The organism is Salinibacterium sp. ZJ70 (genome assembly GCF_011751865.2).
GTDB lineage: Bacteria > Actinomycetota > Actinomycetes > Actinomycetales > Microbacteriaceae > Homoserinibacter.
In genome coordinates this window covers 2330947-2347753 of the sequence record NZ_CP061770.1, presented here as the reverse complement: position 1 = coordinate 2347753, position 16807 = coordinate 2330947, and the positions used below count along the sequence as shown (strand labels likewise).

Here is a 16807-nt window from a genome sequence, read left to right as displayed (position 1 = left end):
CGCCTGCGCGAGGCGCGCGGCGGCACAAACTGACACCTCGGGAGGGGGCGCCCCGAGGAGCGGCGACGCGCTACGGAAGCGCTTCGGGGATCTCCACCTCGGCGTCGTCCATCTCGACGTCCTTCGTCTCCTTGCCGAGCAGCAGCGAGATGAGCGTGAGCACCGCCATCACCGAGAGGTAGACACCCACCCAGAACGGGCTGCCTTCGCCCGCCTGCCACAGCCACACGGCGATGAACGGTGCGACGGCCGCACCCAGGATCGACGACACGTTGTACGCGATCCCGGACCCCGTGTATCGCAGCGACGTGGGGAACAGCTCAGGCAGCAGCGCACCCATCGGACCGAAGGTGAATCCCATGAGGGTGAAGCCCAGGATGAGCCACAGCTGCACGCTCACGGTGCCGCCCGCGAGCATCGGCACCCAGGTGAGGCCGAAGATGATGATCGCGATCGTGACGATGATGAGCGTCGGGCGTCGGCCGAAGCGGTCGGCGAGCGGACCCGACACCAGAGTGAAGATGCCGAAGAACACCACACCGATGATCATCATCACGACGAACGTGTTGTAGGCGTACCCGAGCCCTGCGGGCGACGCATCCGTCGGCGTGCGGCCGTAGGTGAGCGAGAACGTGGTCATCAGGTAGAAGAGCACGTAGGTCGCGAGCATGTAGAAGGTGCCGAGGATGAGCTCCTTCCAGTGCGTGCGGAAGACGGCCGCGAGCGGCACCCGGGCGAGCTTGCCGGAGGAAGCGGCCTTGGTGAACGCCTCCGACTCGACGAGCCGCAGTCGCACCCAGAGCCCCACGGCGACCATCACAGCCGAGAAGAGGAACGGGATGCGCCAGCCCCAGTCGAGGAACGCATCCGACGGCAGCGACGGGTCGTCGCTCGGCAGCGCCGCGGCGATGATGAGGAACAGGCCGTTGGCGATGATGAAGCCGATGGGCGCACCGAGCTGCGGGAACGTGCCGTACCAGGCGCGCTTGCCCGCTGGAGCGTTCTCTGTGGCGACGAGCGCCGCGCCCGACCATTCGCCGCCGAGCGCGAAGCCCTGCGCGAGACGCATGATGACCAGCAGCAGTGGGGCGAGCCAGCCCGCCACGGCGTAGGTCGGCAGGACGCCGATGAGGAAGGTTGCGATTCCCATCGTCAGGAGCGCGCCGACGAGCGTCACCTTGCGCCCGCGCTTGTCGCCCAGGTGCCCGAAGAACACCGCACCGAGCGGACGCGCGACCATCGCAGCGCCGAACACGGCGAACGAGGCGAGTGTGGCGGTGGTCGGATCGCCCGTCGGGAAGAAGAGGATCGGGAAGACCAGGACGGCTGCCGTAGCGTAGACGTAGAAGTCGTAGAACTCGATCGTGGTGCCGATGAGACTCGCGACGATCACGCGAGATCGCGTGTTCGCAGGAGTCGCGGCCCGGGGGGTGGCGCTGCTCATGCCTCCTAGTCTTTCACGAGTAGAACGGCCCTTCTGCCCCTGAAAGCAAGGAGAAAAGTGGACACCCTCATCAGCGTCGACGAGCTGGCCGCCGAGCTCGCATCCTCGCGGCCGCCGCGCGTGCTCGATGTGCGGTGGAGGCTCGATGCTCCCGACGGGCGACCGGCGTATCGCGAGGGCCATATCCCCACAGCGGTATATGTGGATCTGGAGGGCGAGCTCGCCCGGCACGGTGCCCCCGCGACGGAGGGACGCCACCCGCTGCCGTCACGCGACGAGCTGCAGGCGGCCGCCCGCAGCTGGGGCGTGAACACCGGCGACCGCGTCGTCGTGTACGACGATCTCGCCGGGATGTCGGCCGCGCGCGCCTGGTGGCTGCTCACTGACGCCGGACTCGACGTGCGGGTGCTCGACGGCGCCCTCGCCGCCTGGAAGGCAGCGGGCAAGCTGCTCGAGACGGGTGACGCCGTCGTCGCGGAGGGGAACGTCGATCTCGACGCCGGGCACCTGCCCGCCCTGACGATCGACGCGGCCGCGGCTCTGCCCCAGACGGGCGTGCTGCTCGACGCGCGCGCGGGGGAGCGCTACCGCGGCGAGACAGAGCCCATCGATCCGCGCGCGGGCCACATCCCCGGAGCGGTCAGCGCACCCACCGCCCAGAACGTCGGAGCTGACGGCCGCTTCCTCTCTGCCGAGGAGCTCCGCGCGAAGTATGCCGCTCTCGGAATCGATGACGGCACGGCTGTCGGCGTGTACTGCGGATCCGGTGTCACCGCCTCGCACCAGATCCTCGCGCTGCGGATCGCGGGACTCGATGCGGCGCTCTTCCCCGGATCGTGGAGCGCCTGGTCGAACACCGACCGCCCCGCGGCGACCGGCCCGACAGCAGAAGGCGCGCACCCCGGAGCGTAGACCCCGAGGAGCGCGCCTCCCGAATGCAGCGGCGTCAGCCGCGCAGCTTCTTCAGAACGTTCGCGGTCGCGAGCACCGCCTCCGCGGCCTCGGTGCCCTTGTCCTCCTTCGACCCGGGGAGCCCTGCACGGTCGATGCCCTGCTGCTCGTCGTCGAGGGTGAGCACGCCGAAGCCGACCGGCTTGCCCGTGTCGAGCGCGACGCGCGTGAGGCCGTCGGTCGCCGCGTTCGACACGAAGTCGAAGTGCGGGGTGCCGCCGCGGATGATCACTCCGAGGGCGACCACGCCGTCCGCGCCCTCCTCGAGCGCCGTCTGCGCCACGAGGGGCAGCTCGAACGAACCCGGAACGCGGATGACCTCGACCTCGGCTCCTGCGGCTTCGAGGGTGCGCAGTGCGCCCGCCAGCAGCCCGTCGGTGATCTGGGTGTGCCACGTGCCCGCGACGACGGCGATGCGCAGTCCCGTTCCGTCGTATTCGAGCTCGGTGGGGCGTCCGTCGCCGCTCATGCAATTCCTCCGGAGGTGTAGGGGATGGTGATGTTGTGGGTGGTGATGCGCGCGCTGAGCACCTCGCTGCTGGGGAGTGCGTGCCCCATCCGGTCGCGCTTGGCGTCCAGGTAGCCGGTGTTGTGCTCGCCGACGCCGACGACGAGCGGCATGAGCTGGGTGACCTCGATGCCGCGGTCGGTGAGCTGACGCGCCTTCTCGGGGTTGTTGGTGAGCAGGCGCACGGAGCCGATGCCGAGGTCCTTGAGGATCGCGACGGCCGCGCCGTAGTCGCGCGCGTCGGCGGGGAAGCCGAGCGCGAGGTTCGCGTCGAGCGTGTCGAAGCCGTCCTCCTGCAGGCGGTAGGCGCGCAGCTTGTTGATGAGGCCGATGCCGCGCCCCTCCTGGCCGCGCAGGTAGACGACCACGCCGCCCTCCTGCTGGATGGCCTCGAGCGCCGCGTCGAGCTGCGGGCCGCACTCGCACTTGAGCGAGCCGAAGGCTTCGCCCGTCAGGCACTCGGAGTGCACGCGCACGAGCGCGCCGTCGCGCGGCTCGCCGGCGATCCACGCCACGTGATCCGCCCCGGTCGAGCGGTCGCGGTAGGCGCGCACCCGGAAGCTGCCGTGCACGGTGGGAACGTGGGTCTCCACCTCGAAGCTCACGCGCTGCCACTCGGGGATCTCGACGACCGCCTGCGGGTCGTGCTCGCAGCGCTTCTCCTCCATGAACCGGACGAGGGCCTCGATCGTGATGACGGGGATGCCTTCGCGCTCGCCCAGGCGGATGAGGTTGGGCAGGCGCATCATCTCGCCGTCCTCATCGACGATCTCGGCGATCGCGCCGACGGGCGTGAGGCCGGCGAGCTTCATGAGGTCGACCGCGGCCTCCGTGTGACCGTCGCGCTCGCGCACACCGCCGTCGACGGCGCGCAGCGGCAGGATGTGGCCGGGGCGCGACAGGCTCGCGGGGGTCGAAGCCGGGTCGGCGAGCACGCGCAGCGTGTGGGCGCGGTCCGAGGCCGAGATGCCGGTGGAGAGCCGCTCGGCCGCGTCGACGGAGACCGTGTACGCGGTGCCGCGGGGGTCTTCGTTGTGCTCCACCATCGGCGGGAGGTTCAGCCGGTCGGCGATCTCGTTCGTCATGGGGGCGCAGATGAAGCCCGAGGAGTGCTTGACCGTCCACGCGATCCACTCCTGGCTGGCCGTCTCGGCGGCGAGGATCACGTCGCCTTCGTTCTCGCGTCCCTCGTCGTCCGCCACGATCACGGGGCGGCCCGCGCGCAGGGCGGAGAGGGCGGTGGGGATGTCACTGAGGCTCATCGTGCCTCCTCCTTCGTGAATGCCAGCATCCGTTCGACGTGGCGGGCGACGATGTCGGTCTCGAGGTTGACGCGGTCGCCGGGGGTGAGTGCGCCGAGGGTCGTCGCGGTGAGGGTCTCGGGGATGAGGGACACCTCGAACCACTGCTCCGCCTCGGAGGGGTCGGAGACGGCGCTCACGGTGAGCGAGGTGCCGTCGATCGTGATGGAGCCCTTGCGGGCGACGAGCTGGGCGAGCTCGGCGGGGAGGGCGAAGCGCACGACGCGCCACGCGGATCCGTCGGTCACCGAGAGCACGTGCGCCCGGCCGTCGACGTGTCCCTGCACGATGTGGCCGCCGAGGCGTCCGCCGGTCGCGGCGGCGCGCTCGATGTTGACGCGGTCGCCCACGACGCGCTCGCCGAGGGTGGTGACCTCGAGCGACGACGCCATGACGTCGGCTGTGAACCAGTCGTCGCCCTGATCGATGACGGTGAGGCACACGCCCGACACGGAGATCGAGTCGCCGTGCCCCGCGTCTGAGACGGCGAGCGGCGCGCGCACGGTGATGCGGGCGGCGTCTGCCCCGCGCTCGAACGCGGTGATCTCGCCGAGCTCTTCGATGATGCCGGTGAACACGGTCAGCTCTCCTTCTGGATGGGTCGAGCGACGACGAGGATGTCCTCGCCGAGCTGCTCGACGCCGATGATGTGCAGGCGTCGGGCCTCGGTGATGGTGCGGATGCCGAGGTCGCCCACTGCGAGGCGGTCGCCCCCGAGCAGCGCGGGTGCGAGGTAGACGAGATACTCGTCGGCGAGACCCGCTGCGATGACGGCGGAGGCGAGCGTGGGCCCGCCTTCGACGTAGACGCGGCGGATGCCGCGGGCGTACAGGTCGTCGAGCACGGCAGCGAGGTCGCGCGTGCCGGTCTCGATGAGACCCGCGGGGTGGCGGTGCAGCGCGGCGTTCGCGGGAACGGGCGTCGTGCCGACGACGACGGGCACCGGCTGGTGAACCAGCAGTTCGCCGCCATCGCCGCGTGCGGTGAGGCTCGGGTCGTCGGCGAGCACGGTGCCGGTGCCGACGAGGATCGCGTCGGCGGCGGCCCGCTGCTCGTGCACACGCTGGCGTGCCGCTGTTCCGGTGATCCACTGGCTCGTGCCGTCGGCTGCGGCCGCGCGGCCGTCGAGGGTGGAGGCCCACTTCACCGTCACCCAGGGGCGGTGCCGGGAGACAGCCGTGAGCCACACGTGCAGCAGCTCGCGAGCCTCCTCGGAGAGGACATCCCCGATGACCTCGATCCCGGCGGCGCGCAGGCGCTCGGCGCCGCCCCCGGATTCGTGACCCGGATCCGAGATCGCGTAGACGACGCGAGTGACGCCCGCGTCGATGAGCGCCTGGGCGCACGGACCGGTGCGGCCGGTGTGGTTGCAGGGTTCGAGGGTCACGACGGCGGTGAGTCCGCGGGTATCGGCGGCGTGGCTGAGCGCCTCCACCTCCGCGTGTGCGGTGCCGGCGCCATGGTGCCATCCTTCGGCGACGACGGCGCCGGTCTCGTCGAGCAGGACGCAGCCGACCTGCGGGTTGCCGCCCGTGACGGGGCCGCGCGCAGCCAGGTCGAGGGCGCGGCGCATTGCGGCGTCGTAGGCGAGCTGGTCGACCATCGCGTCCTCTCCGGGTCCTCCGGGGATGCGCGACGAGAGTCAGCGCCGTCGAGAACGGACACTCCGAGCTCGACGCGTGCTTCCTTCCATCCGGACTATCACCGTCGGTCCCGGAATTCCACCGGATCGGCCTCGCCCCTTGCGGGTCGAGGTTCGCGGACTATCACCGCCGGTGCGGATTTTCACCGCCCCCGGAGCACGTGCTTGTTGCTTCGGAGTCTACAACGCGGTGCCGAGCGCCGTATTCCCGCCGACTCCCGGCGTCATCGGCGAGGCCAGGGAGAGCCGCGCCAGGTCAGCCGAGCAGCGCGGGCAGCTCGGCGAGGCCGTGGATCACGTGCACGCCTTCGGACGCAGCCTCGGCGAGCTGCTCGGGGGTGGCGACGGCGCGGCGGTCGATCCACACGCCCACCATGCCCGCGCGCGCGGCGCCGATCGCATCCGTGTGGAGGCGGTCGCCCACGTAGCAGGCGGATGCCACGGGCACCCCGAAGTGCGCGGCGGCAGCCTCGAAGATGCGGGCATCGGGTTTCGCGACGCCCACCTCACCGGAGGCGATGACGGCGTCGAGGGGGATGAGCTCATCGAGGTGCGTGCCGAGCACCTTCGCCGACTGGAATCCGAGCTCGCCGTTCGTGATGATGCCGAACTGCCGCGGTGCGAGCGCGGCGAGGCAGGGCGCCACATCGGCGTGCAGCGTCCAGCTCTTCTCGTACTCGGCGAGGTAGCCGTCGAACCACCGGAGGGCCTCGTCGTCGTCGAGTTCGATGCCGTAGTCGGCGACGAAGCCGCGTGCGCGTGCACGACGCTGCTCGTGGAAGTCGACCTCGCCCGAGAGGTAGCGGTGGTAGTGCTGCTCCTCGAGCGCGTTCCAGCGCGCGAACTCGGTTGCGGGGTCTGCGGAGGCGAGCGGTTCGCCGAGCGCGGTGCGGTAGGTGTGGATGCCGCGCTCGACCGATTCCCGATGGGCGAAGAGGGTGTCGTCGAGGTCGAACAGCACGAGATCGATCGCGGTCATGGCAGCATCGGCCATTCGCTGCGGGTGCCGCGGTCATCGGCGCGCATCGTGGCGGTCCACGAGGGCACGGGCTCGCCGTCGCGGCCCAGCACCTCGCCGGGGCGCTCGCCGCGGTAGCGGAATCCCACGGCCCGGGCGAGGGCGGCGGACGCGGTGTTGCCGATCGCCGCCTCCCACGTGAGCCGTTCGAGACCCGCGCCGTCGGGCGAGAGCGCCCACTCCGCGACGAGCTCGAAGGCCTCCGTCATGAGGCCGCGCCCGCGGTGCGGGGCACCGAGCCAGAACCCCACCGAGCCGCTGGGGATGCGCACCCCGATCGCGCCGAGGAGCTCGCCGTCGATCTGCTCCCGGATCGCCCACGTCGCCTCGTCGCCGCGCTGCCATCCGCCGCCGGCGTAGTCGCGCACGAAGAACTCCGCGTGCTCGCGCTCGTACGGCCACGGCGTCGCCATGTACTGCTCGAAGTGCGGATCGCGACAGTACTCGAGGACGCGCTCGATGTCCGCTTCCCGCAGCTCGGTGAGAACGAGGCGCCCTCCCGTGAGGATGACGGGGGTCATGGTCGGCGCTGGAGGAACCCGAGGCGGTCGTAGACGCGCGCAAGCGTCGCGTCGGCGATCTCGTTGGCGCGCTCCGCGTTCACCGCGAGAGCACGGTCGAGCTCGGCCGGGTCGTCGAGCAGCTCGAGGGTGCGCTGGCGCACCGGCTCGAACTCGGCGACGACGGCATCCGCGACGGCTCCCTTGAGGTCGCCGTAGCCGCGGCCCGCGAACTCCGTCTCGAGCGCCTCGATCGACGAGCCGCCGAGCACCGAGAGGAGCGTCAGCAGGTTCGAGACGCCGGGCTTCGACTCGGGGTCGTAGCGCACCGATCCGTCGTTGTCGGTGACCGCCGACTTGATCTTCTTGACGAGCTTCTTCGGCTCGTCGAGCAGCCACAGGATGCCGTTCTCGGTCTCGCCCGACTTCGACATCTTCGATCCCGGGTTCTGCAGGTCGTAGACCTTCGCGGTGTCCTTGACGATCGAGACCTCGGGCACCACGAAGGTGCCCTCGCCGAAGCGCGAGTTGAAGCGCTGCGCGAGGTCGCGGGTGAGCTCGATGTGCTGACGCTGGTCTTCGCCCACGGGCACGATCTCGGCGTCGTAGAGCAGGATGTCGGCGGCCTGCAGGATCGGGTAGGTGAAGAGACCCACGGATGCGGCTTCGGCACCCTGCTTGGCGGTCTTGTCCTTGAACTGGGTCATGCGGCTCGCCTCGCCCATGCCCGTGATGGTGTTGAGCACCCATGCGAGCTGCGCGTGCGCGGGCACGTGCGACTGCACGTAGAGGGTCGAGACCGAGGGGTCGATGCCGGCGGCGATGTACTGGGCCGCGGTGCGGCGGGTCTTCTCGCGCAGGGTCGCGGGATCCTGCGGCACGGTGATGGCGTGCAGGTCGACGACGCTGAAGACGGCGTCGTACTCCTGCTGCAGCTTCTTCCACTGCAGGAGGGCGCCGATGTAGTTGCCCGCGTGGAGCGAGTCGGCGGAGGGCTGCATGCCCGAGAACAGGCGGGGCTTGGTCATGGTTTCCGGGTTCCTCAGAGCTGGTAATCGACGACGACGGGGGCGTGGTCGGACCATCGCTCGTCGTAGGCCGCCGCGCGGTCGATCGTGTACGAGACCGCCTTCTCGGCGAGTGCGGGGGTGGCGAGCTGGTAGTCGATCCGCCAGCCGGTGTCGGTGTCGAACGCCTTCCCGCGCTGCGACCACCAGGTGTAGGGGCCCGGCACCTCGCCGGCGAAGCGGCGGCCGATGTCGACCCAGCCGAGGCCGGCACCGCGGTTGTACTCAGGGTCGTCTTCGGCACCCAGGATGCGATCGAAGTACGCGCGCTCCTCGGGCAGGAAGCCAGCGTTCTTGACGTTGCCCTTCCAGTTCTTGATGTCGAGCGTGCGGTGACCGACGTTCAGATCGCCCATGACGACCGCGAGCGGGTTGTGCGCCTGCAGCAGGGGAAGGCGCTCGACCATCGCGTCGAGGAACCTGAACTTCTCGACCTGCTTGGGGGTGCCCACCTCACCGGAGTGCACGTAGGTGGAGACCACGGTCACGATCGTGCCGTCGACGTCGTAGTCGGCCTCGAGCCAGCGCCCGGCGGAGTCGAAGTCGTCCGGGCCGAACGTCACGCGGTGGATCTCGGCCTTGCGGCGGCTCGCGATCGCGACACCCGCGCGGCCCTTCGCGGTGGCGGGGTCATGCAGGATGTCCCACTCGCTGCCGAGGAGCGCCTCGAGATCGGAGGTCTGGGCACGCACCTCCTGCAGTGCGAGGATGTCGATCCCGCGGGGGGCGAGCCACTCGCCCATGCCCTTGCGGAAGGCGGCGCGCACGCCGTTCACGTTGACACTGGCGATGCGGAGGGGGCGGCTCACGCCTCAACTCTACTCAGCGCGGCCGACGCGCTCAGCGCGCGCGGCGTCCGAAGATCCGCTGCCAGAGGCTGCGGCGGCCCTCGGCGGCGATCTCGGCGCGCAGCTCCTCCTTGAGCGCCATCCGCTCGAGGGCGGCTTCGCGGGCGAGGCGCGCCGCCTCCGTGGAGTCGAGCGGGAGGTTGGCGTCGCGCATCCCCACGAACACCCAGCAGGCGGCGACGAGGATCACCTGGCACACAAGCGTGAACCAGATGAGAAGCCCCGCGATCACCGCGAACGACGCCAGGAGCGGATTGTTGGTTGCGCCGCCCAGCAGGCTCGTGCCGAGGAACTTCAGCGCGCCGAGCGCTGCAGCGCCGAGCAGCGCCCCGGGGGCGAGGTGCCGGAAGGGGATCGGCACGCCCGCGAGCACGCGGTACAGCGCCGCGAGCACGACCGCGTCGAACAGGAACATGATCCCTGTCGAGAGTGCGCGCCCGGCGAGCGTCGAGGCGGTGCTGTCGCGGATTCCCAGCAGATCGAGCACCGTGCCGAGGAGCTCCGACGAGAGCACAGAGAGCGCCGCCGAGATGACGAGCAGCAGGCCGAACCCGATCGCGAGCCCCAGATCCTTGAGCTTCAGCAGCAGGAAGTTGGTCGTGGGGGCGGGCAGGTCGGCCATCATCCGGATCGCGTCGCGGGCCGACGAGAGCCATCCGATCGCGGTGAACACGAGACCGGCGAGTGCGATGGCGCCCGTCCAGCCCAGCACTGTCGTGTTGACGAGATCGGAGGGGCGGACCGCCCCGCCGTCGCCCTGGTCGATGAGCCCGGGAACGGTCTCGGAGATGATCTCGAAGAGCGCCTCCTGCAGGCGCGGCGTGTTCGAGACGATGATGCCGAACACCGACACCCCCACCCAGAGCGCCGCGAACACGGCGAACAGCGCCTGATTCGACAGCCCCGAGGCGAGCAGCGGCCCCCGGCGCTGACCGTACTCGGTGAACACACGCACCGGCTTCAGCCGCATCACCCACGCGACCACCCGCTGCACGAATGCGATGAACGCGGGCGGCTGCTTCTGCGTCGAGGTCTCCTCCGCCATGCCCTCACGTTAGCGGCGCACGCTCGGCGACACGGGGGGCTTGCGTCACGCGCCATCCGTGTCGCGGCGGTGCGTCATGCGCCGTCCCGGAACGTCGCCGGATGTCGCATCCGGTAACGCGGCGGTCCCGCAGCTGTCGTGCCGCGTCATCCGCTTGGCGCGCCGCGGGGTCGCTGATCGGATGGTCGCTCGCCCCCGTCTCGAAAGGCTCCGATGTCCGTCACCGATCGCCAGCGCCGCGCCCGCCTGCGCGAGATCTTCGACCCTGTTTTCGCCCGCATCGCCGAGGGGGCCGTCGAGCGCGAGCTCGCGCGCGACCTGCCCTTCGAGCCGATCGCCTGGCTGCGTGAGGTGCGCTTCGGTGCGCTCCGTGTGCCTGAGGAATTCGGCGGCTACGGCGCGAGCGTCGCCGACCTGCTCGAGCTGCTCGTCGCCCTCGCGGAAGCGGATTCGAACGTCGCGCACATCTTCCGCGGGCATGTCGCGGTCGTCGAGGAGCTGCTCGCCGCACCGGATGGCGCGTACCGCACGCGCTGGCTCGAGCGATTCGCGGCGGGCGAGATCGTCGGGAACGCGATGACGGAGCCCGGTGATGTCGAGCTCGGTCGGCACCAGACGGTCGTCGCCGAGCGCGACGGGCGCCATGTGCTCACGGGGGTCAAGGCCTATTCGACGGGCGCGATCTTCTCCGACTGGGCCGACGCGACCGCCACACGGGAGAGCGACGGCGCTGGCGTGAGCCTGTTCGTGCGCCTCGATCAGCCGGGCGTCGAACTGGTCGACGACTGGGACGGCTTCGGGCAGAAGCTCACCGGAACGGGCACCACGCGGTTCGACGGAGCGCACGTGGAGGCGGAGAGCATCCGCGAGCGCACCGAGCGCGTCGCCTACCTGAGCGCCCTGTTCCAGCTCGCGCTGCTCGCGGTCGTCGCGGGGGTGGCGCGCCGTGCCTCCCGCGACGTCGCCGGGCTCGTGGCGCGACGCACACGCATCTACGGAAGCGGCAACGCCGACCTCGCCCGCGACGACGTGCAGATCCAGCAGGTCGTGGGGGAGCTCTCCTCGGCCGCTTACGCCGCGCACTCGCTCGTGACCGGGCTCGCGGGGGTCGTCGAGGAGGCGCTCGCTCAGGCGCGCTCGGGTGACGCGGAGCTGGCGAGGGACGCCGCCCGCGTCGTCGACTACGACGTCTATCGCGTGCAGGTCGTGCTCGCCGAGCTCGTGCCGACGGCTCTCTCGCGCGGATTCGGCGCACTCGGATCGAGCGCCGTCCGGGTGTCCGCCGCCCTCGACCGCCACTGGCGGAACGCCCGCACCGTGCTCAGCCACAACCCCGTCGTCTACCGCGCCAGGCTCATCGGCGACCTCGAGATCAACGACCGCGTCCCCGAATCCACCGCCGGCATCGGCGTCGCCCCGAGCACTCTCGCCGCGCTGCGCGCCGCCGAGATCGCATCCGCCACCCACACCCAGGAGCACGCATGACCGCACCGCTGCACTTCAACGCGTTCGTGATGAACACCGCGAGCCACATCCAGCACGGACTGTGGCGGCACCCCGACGCCCGCCAGCACGAATTCGACGACATCGACCTCTGGATCGACCTCGCGAAGACGCTCGAGTCGGGCCTCTTCGACGCCGCCTTCTTCGCGGATGTGGTGGGCGTCTACGGACCGCGCGGCGGCTCCTACGCGACCAACGCGCGCGAGGGCCTGCAGATCCCCAGCAACGACCCCTCGGTGCTCATCGCGGCGCTCGCCACCCACACCACCCACCTCGGCCTCGCGTTCACGAGCTCGGTGCTGCAGGCGCATCCCTTCGAGTTCGCTCGCCGCGTCTCCACCCTCGACCACATCAGCCGCGGGCGTGTGGCGTGGAACATCGTCACGAGCACCCAGGAGAACGCCGCCCGCAACTTCGGCCTCGACCGACTCACCGATCACGACGAGCGCTACGAGTGGGCCGAGGAGTACGTCGACGTCGCCTACAAGCTGTGGGAGGGCTCATGGGATGACGACGCGCTGGTGCGCGACAAGGAGGCGGGCATCTTCTCGCACGGAGACCGCATCCACCGCATCGATCACATCGGGCCGCGGTACCGCGTCGAAGGCCCGCACCTGCCGTCGCCGTCGCCGCAGCGCACGCCGCTGCTGTTCCAGGCGGGCTCCTCGGGTGCAGGCCGCGGCTTCGCAGCGCGCAACGCCGAGGCCCAGTTCATCGCGCCGCCGCATCCGGCCGCCGCGCGCGAGCTCATCGGCGAGACCCGCCGCCTCGCGCAGAGCTTCGGGCGCGAGCCCGGCGACATCAAGTTCTTCCAAGGGCTCAGCTTCATCATCGGCAGCACCGAGGAGGAAGCGCGGCGCAAGGAGCGCGAGCTCGACGAGTGGACCAGCGTCGACGGGTTCCTCACCCACTCCAACCTCGGCGTCTCCCAGGAGAACGGCACCCCGTACCCGCCCGCGACCCTCCTCCGCGATATCGAGACCAACGGCGGCCAGAGCGGCATCGAGTGGCTGCGCGCCGCGAACCCGGATCGCGAGCCCACCGTCGGCGACCTCGGGCGCCTCGTCGGCAACCGGCTTCGGCGCGTGGTCGGCACACCCGACCAGATCGCGGATGCGCTCGCCGAATGGCAGCAGGCCGGTGTCGACGGCATCAACGTCATCAACTGGACGCTGCCCGGCAGCTACGTCGAGTTCGTCGAGCACCTGCTGCCCACGCTGCAGGAGCGCGGACTCGCGAAGCGCGAGTACACGGAGGGCACGCTCCGCCGGAAGCTGTTCGGAGCCGATCGGCTCAACGACCGCCATCCGGCGGCCCGCTACCGCGGCGCGTTCGGCCGACGTGAGACGGTCGGGGCATCCGCCTGAACCATCCGCGGATGCACGAAGCCCCCGGCCAACAGCCGGGGGCTTCGTCGTGAGCTTGTGCTCAGGCCTTCGGGAGGTCGGGCTTGCCGCGCAGAACGGCAGCCTTCACCTCGGCGATGGCCTTCGTGACCTCGATGCCGCGCGGGCAGGCCTCGGTGCAGTTGAAGGTCGTGCGGCAGCGCCACACGCCCTCCTTGTCGTTGAGGATGTCGAGACGCACCTGGGCGGCATCGTCGCGCGAGTCGAAGATGAAGCGGTGCGCGTTGACGATCGCGGCCGGGCCGAAGTACTGCCCGTCGGTCCAGAACACGGGGCAGCTCGACGTGCACGCGGCGCACAGGATGCACTTGGTGGTGTCGTCGAAGCGCTCGCGCTGGGCGACCGACTGGATGCGCTCCTTCTCGGGCTTGCTGCCGCCCGCGATGAGGAAGGGCTGGATCTCGCGGTAGGAGGCGAAGAACGGCTCCATATCGACGATGAGGTCCTTCTCCAGCGGCAGACCCTTGATGGCCTCCACGTAGATGGGCTTCGTGATGTCGAGATCCTTGATGAGCGTCTTGCAGGCCAGACGGTTGCGGCCGTTGATGCGCATCGCGTCCGAACCGCAGATGCCGTGCGCGCACGAGCGGCGGAAGGTCAGCGAGCCGTCGACCTCCCACTTGATCTTGTGCAGCGCGTCGAGGATGCGGTCGGTCGGGTACAGCTCGACGTCGAAGTCCTGCCAGTACGGCTCGGCGTCCTTCTCCGGGTCGAAGCGGCGGATGATGAGGGTGACCGTGAACGACTGGATGGGGGCTTCCCCACCCGTGCCCGCGGCAGGCGTCTGCTCGAGCGCCTCGAGAACGGCGGCCATCAGTACTTCCTCTCCATCGGCTGGTAGTTGGTGATGACGACGGGCTTCCAGTCGAGCGTGATGTGCTCTTCGGCGGGCGTCTCGGGGTCTCCCGTGAGGTACGCCATGGTGTGCTTCATGTACGTCTCGTCGTCGCGGTTCGGGTAGTCGTCGCGCATGTGACCGCCGCGGCTCTCCTTGCGGTTCTTCGCGGAGAGCACGACGACCTCGGCGAGGTCGAGCAGGAAGCCGAGCTCGATGGCCTCGAGCAGGTCGGTGTTGTAACGCTGACCCTTGTCCTGGACCGAGATGTTCTTGTAGCGCTCGCGGAGGCTGTGGATGGTCTTGGTGACCTTCTCGAGCGACTCGTCGGTGCGGAACACCTGCGCGTTGCGGTCCATCTCGTCCTGCAGCTCCTTGCGGAGCGTCGCGATGCGCTCGGTGCCGCCCGCGTTGCGCACGCCCTCGACCATGCGCTTCACGAAGTCCGCGGCATCCTTCGGCAGCGGCGTGAAGTCGACGGTCTCGGCGTAGTCGACGGCGTAGTTGCCGGCGCGCTTGCCGAAGACGTTGATGTCGAGGAGCGAGTTGGTGCCGAGGCGGTTCGAGCCGTGCACCGAGACGCACGCGCACTCGCCGGCGGCGTAGAGGCCGGGCACGACGGTGTCGTTGTCGCGCAGCACCTCGGCCTTGATGTTGGTCGGGATGCCGCCCATCGCGTAGTGGGCGGTCGGCATCACGGGCACGGGCTCGTACACCGGGTCGACGCCCAGGTAGGTGCGGGCGAACTCGGTGATGTCGGGGAGCTTCGTCTCGAGCACCTCGGCACCCAGGTGCGTGCAGTCGAGCAGCACGTAGTCCTTGTGGGGGCCGGCGCCGCGGCCTTCTGCGACCTCCTGAACCATGCAGCGCGAGACGATGTCGCGCGGCGCGAGGTCCTTGATGGTGGGGGCATAGCGCTCCATGAAGCGCTCACCGGAGGCGTTGCGCAGGATGGCGCCTTCACCGCGGGCGCCCTCGGTGAGGAGGATGCCGAGGCCGGCGAGGCCCGTCGGGTGGAACTGGAAGAACTCCATGTCCTCGAGCGGGAGGCCCTTGCGCCAGATGATGCCGACGCCGTCGCCCGTGAGGGTGTGCGCGTTGGAGGTCGTCTTGAAGATCTTGCCGAAGCCGCCCGTCGCGAAGACGATCGACTTGCCCTGGAAGACGTGGATCTTGCCGGTTGCGAGCTCGTACGCGACGACGCCCGAGGGCTGCTCGACGCCGTCGACCTCGGTCATGACGAGGTCGAGAGCGTAGAACTCGTTGAAGAAGTTGACGCCGAGCTTGACGCAGTTCTGGAACAGCGTCTGAAGGATCATGTGGCCGGTGCGGTCGGCGGCGTAGCAGGCGCGGCGAACGGGCGCCTTGCCGTGGTCGCGCGTGTGACCGCCGAAGCGACGCTGGTCGATCTTGCCGTCGGGCGTGCGGTTGAAGGGGAGGCCCATGTTCTCGAGGTCGAGGACCGCGTCGATGGCCTCCTTCGCGAGGATCTCAGCCGCGTCCTGGTCGACGAGGTAGTCGCCGCCCTTGACGGTGTCGAAGGTGTGCCACTCCCACGAGTCCTCTTCGACGTTCGCGAGCGCTGCGGCCATGCCGCCCTGCGCCGCGCCCGTGTGGGAGCGCGTGGGGTAGAGCTTGGTGATCACCGCGGTGTTGGCGCGGGGCGCTGCTTCGATGGCCGCGCGCATTCCCGCGCCGCCGGCGCCGACGATGATCACATCGTGGCGGTGGTAGGTGACCCCGTCGATGACGTCTCCGTCTTCGAACTGCAGGTAGTCGCTCACAGTGCCGTTATCCCTTCGCCGCGCAGATCTCGCGGATGGTCTCAGATGCGGTGTCTCCGCCGATGCACGGGTCGAACGTGGTGAGCACGAGCGAGCCGAGGACGAGGATGACGATCGTCACGACGAGCAGCGAGCCGAGGAGGACCTTGCGGGTGCGTCCGGTCGCGTAGTCGTTGATGAGGGTGCGCATGCCGTTGGCGCCGTGGATCATGGCGAGCCACAGCAGGAGCATGTCGTAGACGATCCAGAACGGGTGCGCGAGCTTGCCGGCGACGAACGCGAAGTCGATCGCGTGCACGCCGCCTTCCTGCAGCATCAGGTTCCAGAACAGGTGGCCGAAGATGAGGCCGACGAGCAGCACACCCGAGACGCGCATGTAGACCCAGCCGGCGGCTTCGATGTTCATGCCCTTGCGGCGGCCGCGCTGGTGGGTGCGAGGCGCTTCGATGGTCGAGGTGCTCATCACAGGCCTCCGAAGACGTTCATGAGGTGACGGGGGACGAAGCCGACGAGGAGGATCACCCAGAGCGCGATGGCGATCCAGAACATCGCCTTCTGCGCGCGGGGGCCCCACGAGAACAGGTCGATGCAGATGATCCGCAGGCCGTTGAGGGCGTGCAGGCCGATGGCGGCGACGAGGCCGATCTCGCCGATGCCCATGATGGGCGTCTTGTACGCGCCGATGACGGCGTCGTAGGCCTCGGGGCTCACGCGGATGAGCGCGGTGTCGAGCACGTGCACGAGGAGGAAGAAGAAGATCGCGGTGCCGGTGATGCGGTGGAGCACCCACGACCACATGCCTTCACGGCCGCGGTAGAGCGTCCCTCCGGGGACTCGCCGCTTCTTCGGTGCGGGTACCGAGACCTCCGGGGCCTCGGTTGGTGCGGCCTGGGTCGTCACGGCGCTTCTCCCTCGCGTCTCGCTCGTCCTTGGAACGGGTTCCAGTGTATGCCCG

Annotated in this window: 17 protein-coding genes and 1 riboswitch; of the genes, 3 read left to right on the top strand and 14 right to left on the bottom strand. The window is 69.8% G+C overall.

Translation table 11 applies throughout. From position 1 onward, the window contains the following. Positions 1-70: 70 nt before the first annotated feature. A complete protein-coding gene (locus HCR12_RS11110) occupies positions 71-1444 on the bottom strand; it encodes an MFS transporter (protein ID WP_166866402.1) in 1374 nt (457 codons plus the stop codon). A 57-nt stretch (positions 1445-1501) separates the two neighbouring features. Here HCR12_RS11110 and HCR12_RS11105 point away from each other — a divergent pair, with 57 nt between their 5' ends. Next, a complete protein-coding gene (locus HCR12_RS11105) occupies positions 1502-2356 on the top strand; it encodes a sulfurtransferase (protein ID WP_166866400.1) in 855 nt (284 codons plus the stop codon). A gap of 34 nt (positions 2357-2390) precedes the next feature. Here the strand turns inward: HCR12_RS11105 and ribH are convergent, their stop codons facing one another. The 9 genes from ribH to HCR12_RS11060 all read right to left on the bottom strand — a co-directional run bounded on the left by ribH (position 2391) and on the right by HCR12_RS11060 (position 10324). Continuing rightward, entirely contained in the window at positions 2391-2864 is a 474-nt protein-coding gene (gene ribH / locus HCR12_RS11100; RefSeq protein ID WP_166866397.1) for a 6,7-dimethyl-8-ribityllumazine synthase, read from the bottom strand. Continuing rightward, complete coding sequence (gene ribB / locus HCR12_RS11095; RefSeq protein ID WP_166866395.1) at positions 2861-4165, bottom strand: 3,4-dihydroxy-2-butanone-4-phosphate synthase; 1305 nt, start codon at positions 4163-4165, stop codon at positions 2861-2863. The genes ribH and ribB overlap by 4 nt, the downstream gene beginning before the upstream one ends. Further along, positions 4162-4782: a riboflavin synthase gene (locus HCR12_RS11090; protein WP_166866393.1), complete on the bottom strand. Its 621-nt coding sequence runs from the start codon at positions 4780-4782 to the stop codon at positions 4162-4164. Before HCR12_RS11090 ends, ribB begins: the two co-directional genes overlap by 4 nt. A gap of 2 nt (positions 4783-4784) precedes the next feature. Then, on the bottom strand, positions 4785-5807 hold the full coding sequence (gene ribD, locus HCR12_RS11085) for a bifunctional diaminohydroxyphosphoribosylaminopyrimidine deaminase/5-amino-6-(5-phosphoribosylamino)uracil reductase RibD (RefSeq protein WP_224763431.1): 1023 nt from the start codon (positions 5805-5807) through the stop codon (positions 4785-4787). A gap of 74 nt (positions 5808-5881) precedes the next feature. Next, a riboswitch (FMN riboswitch) is annotated at positions 5882-6009 on the bottom strand. Positions 6010-6102: 93 nt separating this feature from the next. Next, positions 6103-6825, bottom strand: a complete 723-nt coding sequence (locus HCR12_RS11080; protein ID WP_166866391.1) for an HAD family hydrolase — start codon at positions 6823-6825, stop codon at positions 6103-6105. Further along, positions 6822-7385: a GNAT family N-acetyltransferase gene (locus HCR12_RS11075; RefSeq protein ID WP_166866389.1), complete on the bottom strand. Its 564-nt coding sequence runs from the start codon at positions 7383-7385 to the stop codon at positions 6822-6824. Before HCR12_RS11075 ends, HCR12_RS11080 begins: the two co-directional genes overlap by 4 nt. After that, complete coding sequence (trpS, locus tag HCR12_RS11070; RefSeq protein ID WP_166866387.1) at positions 7382-8392, bottom strand: tryptophan--tRNA ligase; 1011 nt, start codon at positions 8390-8392, stop codon at positions 7382-7384. The genes HCR12_RS11075 and trpS overlap by 4 nt, the downstream gene beginning before the upstream one ends. Positions 8393-8406: 14 nt before the next feature. Continuing rightward, positions 8407-9240 (bottom strand): exodeoxyribonuclease III, encoded by an 834-nt coding sequence (locus HCR12_RS11065; RefSeq protein WP_166866385.1) that lies wholly within the window; start codon positions 9238-9240, stop codon positions 8407-8409. Between the two features lie 31 nt (positions 9241-9271). After that, on the bottom strand, positions 9272-10324 hold the full coding sequence (locus HCR12_RS11060) for a YihY/virulence factor BrkB family protein (RefSeq protein WP_166866383.1): 1053 nt from the start codon (positions 10322-10324) through the stop codon (positions 9272-9274). Between the two features lie 213 nt (positions 10325-10537). Here HCR12_RS11060 and HCR12_RS11055 point away from each other — a divergent pair, with 213 nt between their 5' ends. Together HCR12_RS11055 and HCR12_RS11050 are read left to right on the top strand one after the other, a co-directional pair. After that, complete coding sequence (locus HCR12_RS11055; protein WP_166866381.1) at positions 10538-11809, top strand: acyl-CoA dehydrogenase family protein; 1272 nt, start codon at positions 10538-10540, stop codon at positions 11807-11809. Then, complete coding sequence (locus tag HCR12_RS11050) at positions 11806-13194, top strand: LLM class flavin-dependent oxidoreductase (RefSeq protein ID WP_166866379.1); 1389 nt, start codon at positions 11806-11808, stop codon at positions 13192-13194. The genes HCR12_RS11055 and HCR12_RS11050 overlap by 4 nt, the downstream gene beginning before the upstream one ends. A 61-nt stretch (positions 13195-13255) precedes the next feature. On the opposite strand, the gene HCR12_RS11045 is transcribed toward HCR12_RS11050, so the two are convergent. From HCR12_RS11045 to sdhC, 4 genes are read right to left on the bottom strand one after another with little or no spacing between them, the layout of a single operon-like run. After that, complete coding sequence (locus tag HCR12_RS11045) at positions 13256-14047, bottom strand: succinate dehydrogenase iron-sulfur subunit (protein ID WP_166866377.1); 792 nt, start codon at positions 14045-14047, stop codon at positions 13256-13258. Next, positions 14047-15852, bottom strand: a complete 1806-nt coding sequence (gene sdhA / locus HCR12_RS11040; protein ID WP_224763430.1) for a succinate dehydrogenase flavoprotein subunit — start codon at positions 15850-15852, stop codon at positions 14047-14049. The genes HCR12_RS11045 and sdhA overlap by 1 nt, the downstream gene beginning before the upstream one ends. A 7-nt stretch (positions 15853-15859) precedes the next feature. Further along, positions 15860-16315 (bottom strand): succinate dehydrogenase hydrophobic membrane anchor subunit, encoded by a 456-nt coding sequence (locus HCR12_RS11035; RefSeq protein ID WP_166866375.1) that lies wholly within the window; start codon positions 16313-16315, stop codon positions 15860-15862. Continuing rightward, positions 16315-16752: a succinate dehydrogenase, cytochrome b556 subunit gene (sdhC, locus tag HCR12_RS11030; RefSeq protein WP_224763428.1), complete on the bottom strand. Its 438-nt coding sequence runs from the start codon at positions 16750-16752 to the stop codon at positions 16315-16317. Before sdhC ends, HCR12_RS11035 begins: the two co-directional genes overlap by 1 nt. Positions 16753-16807: the final 55 nt, after the last annotated feature.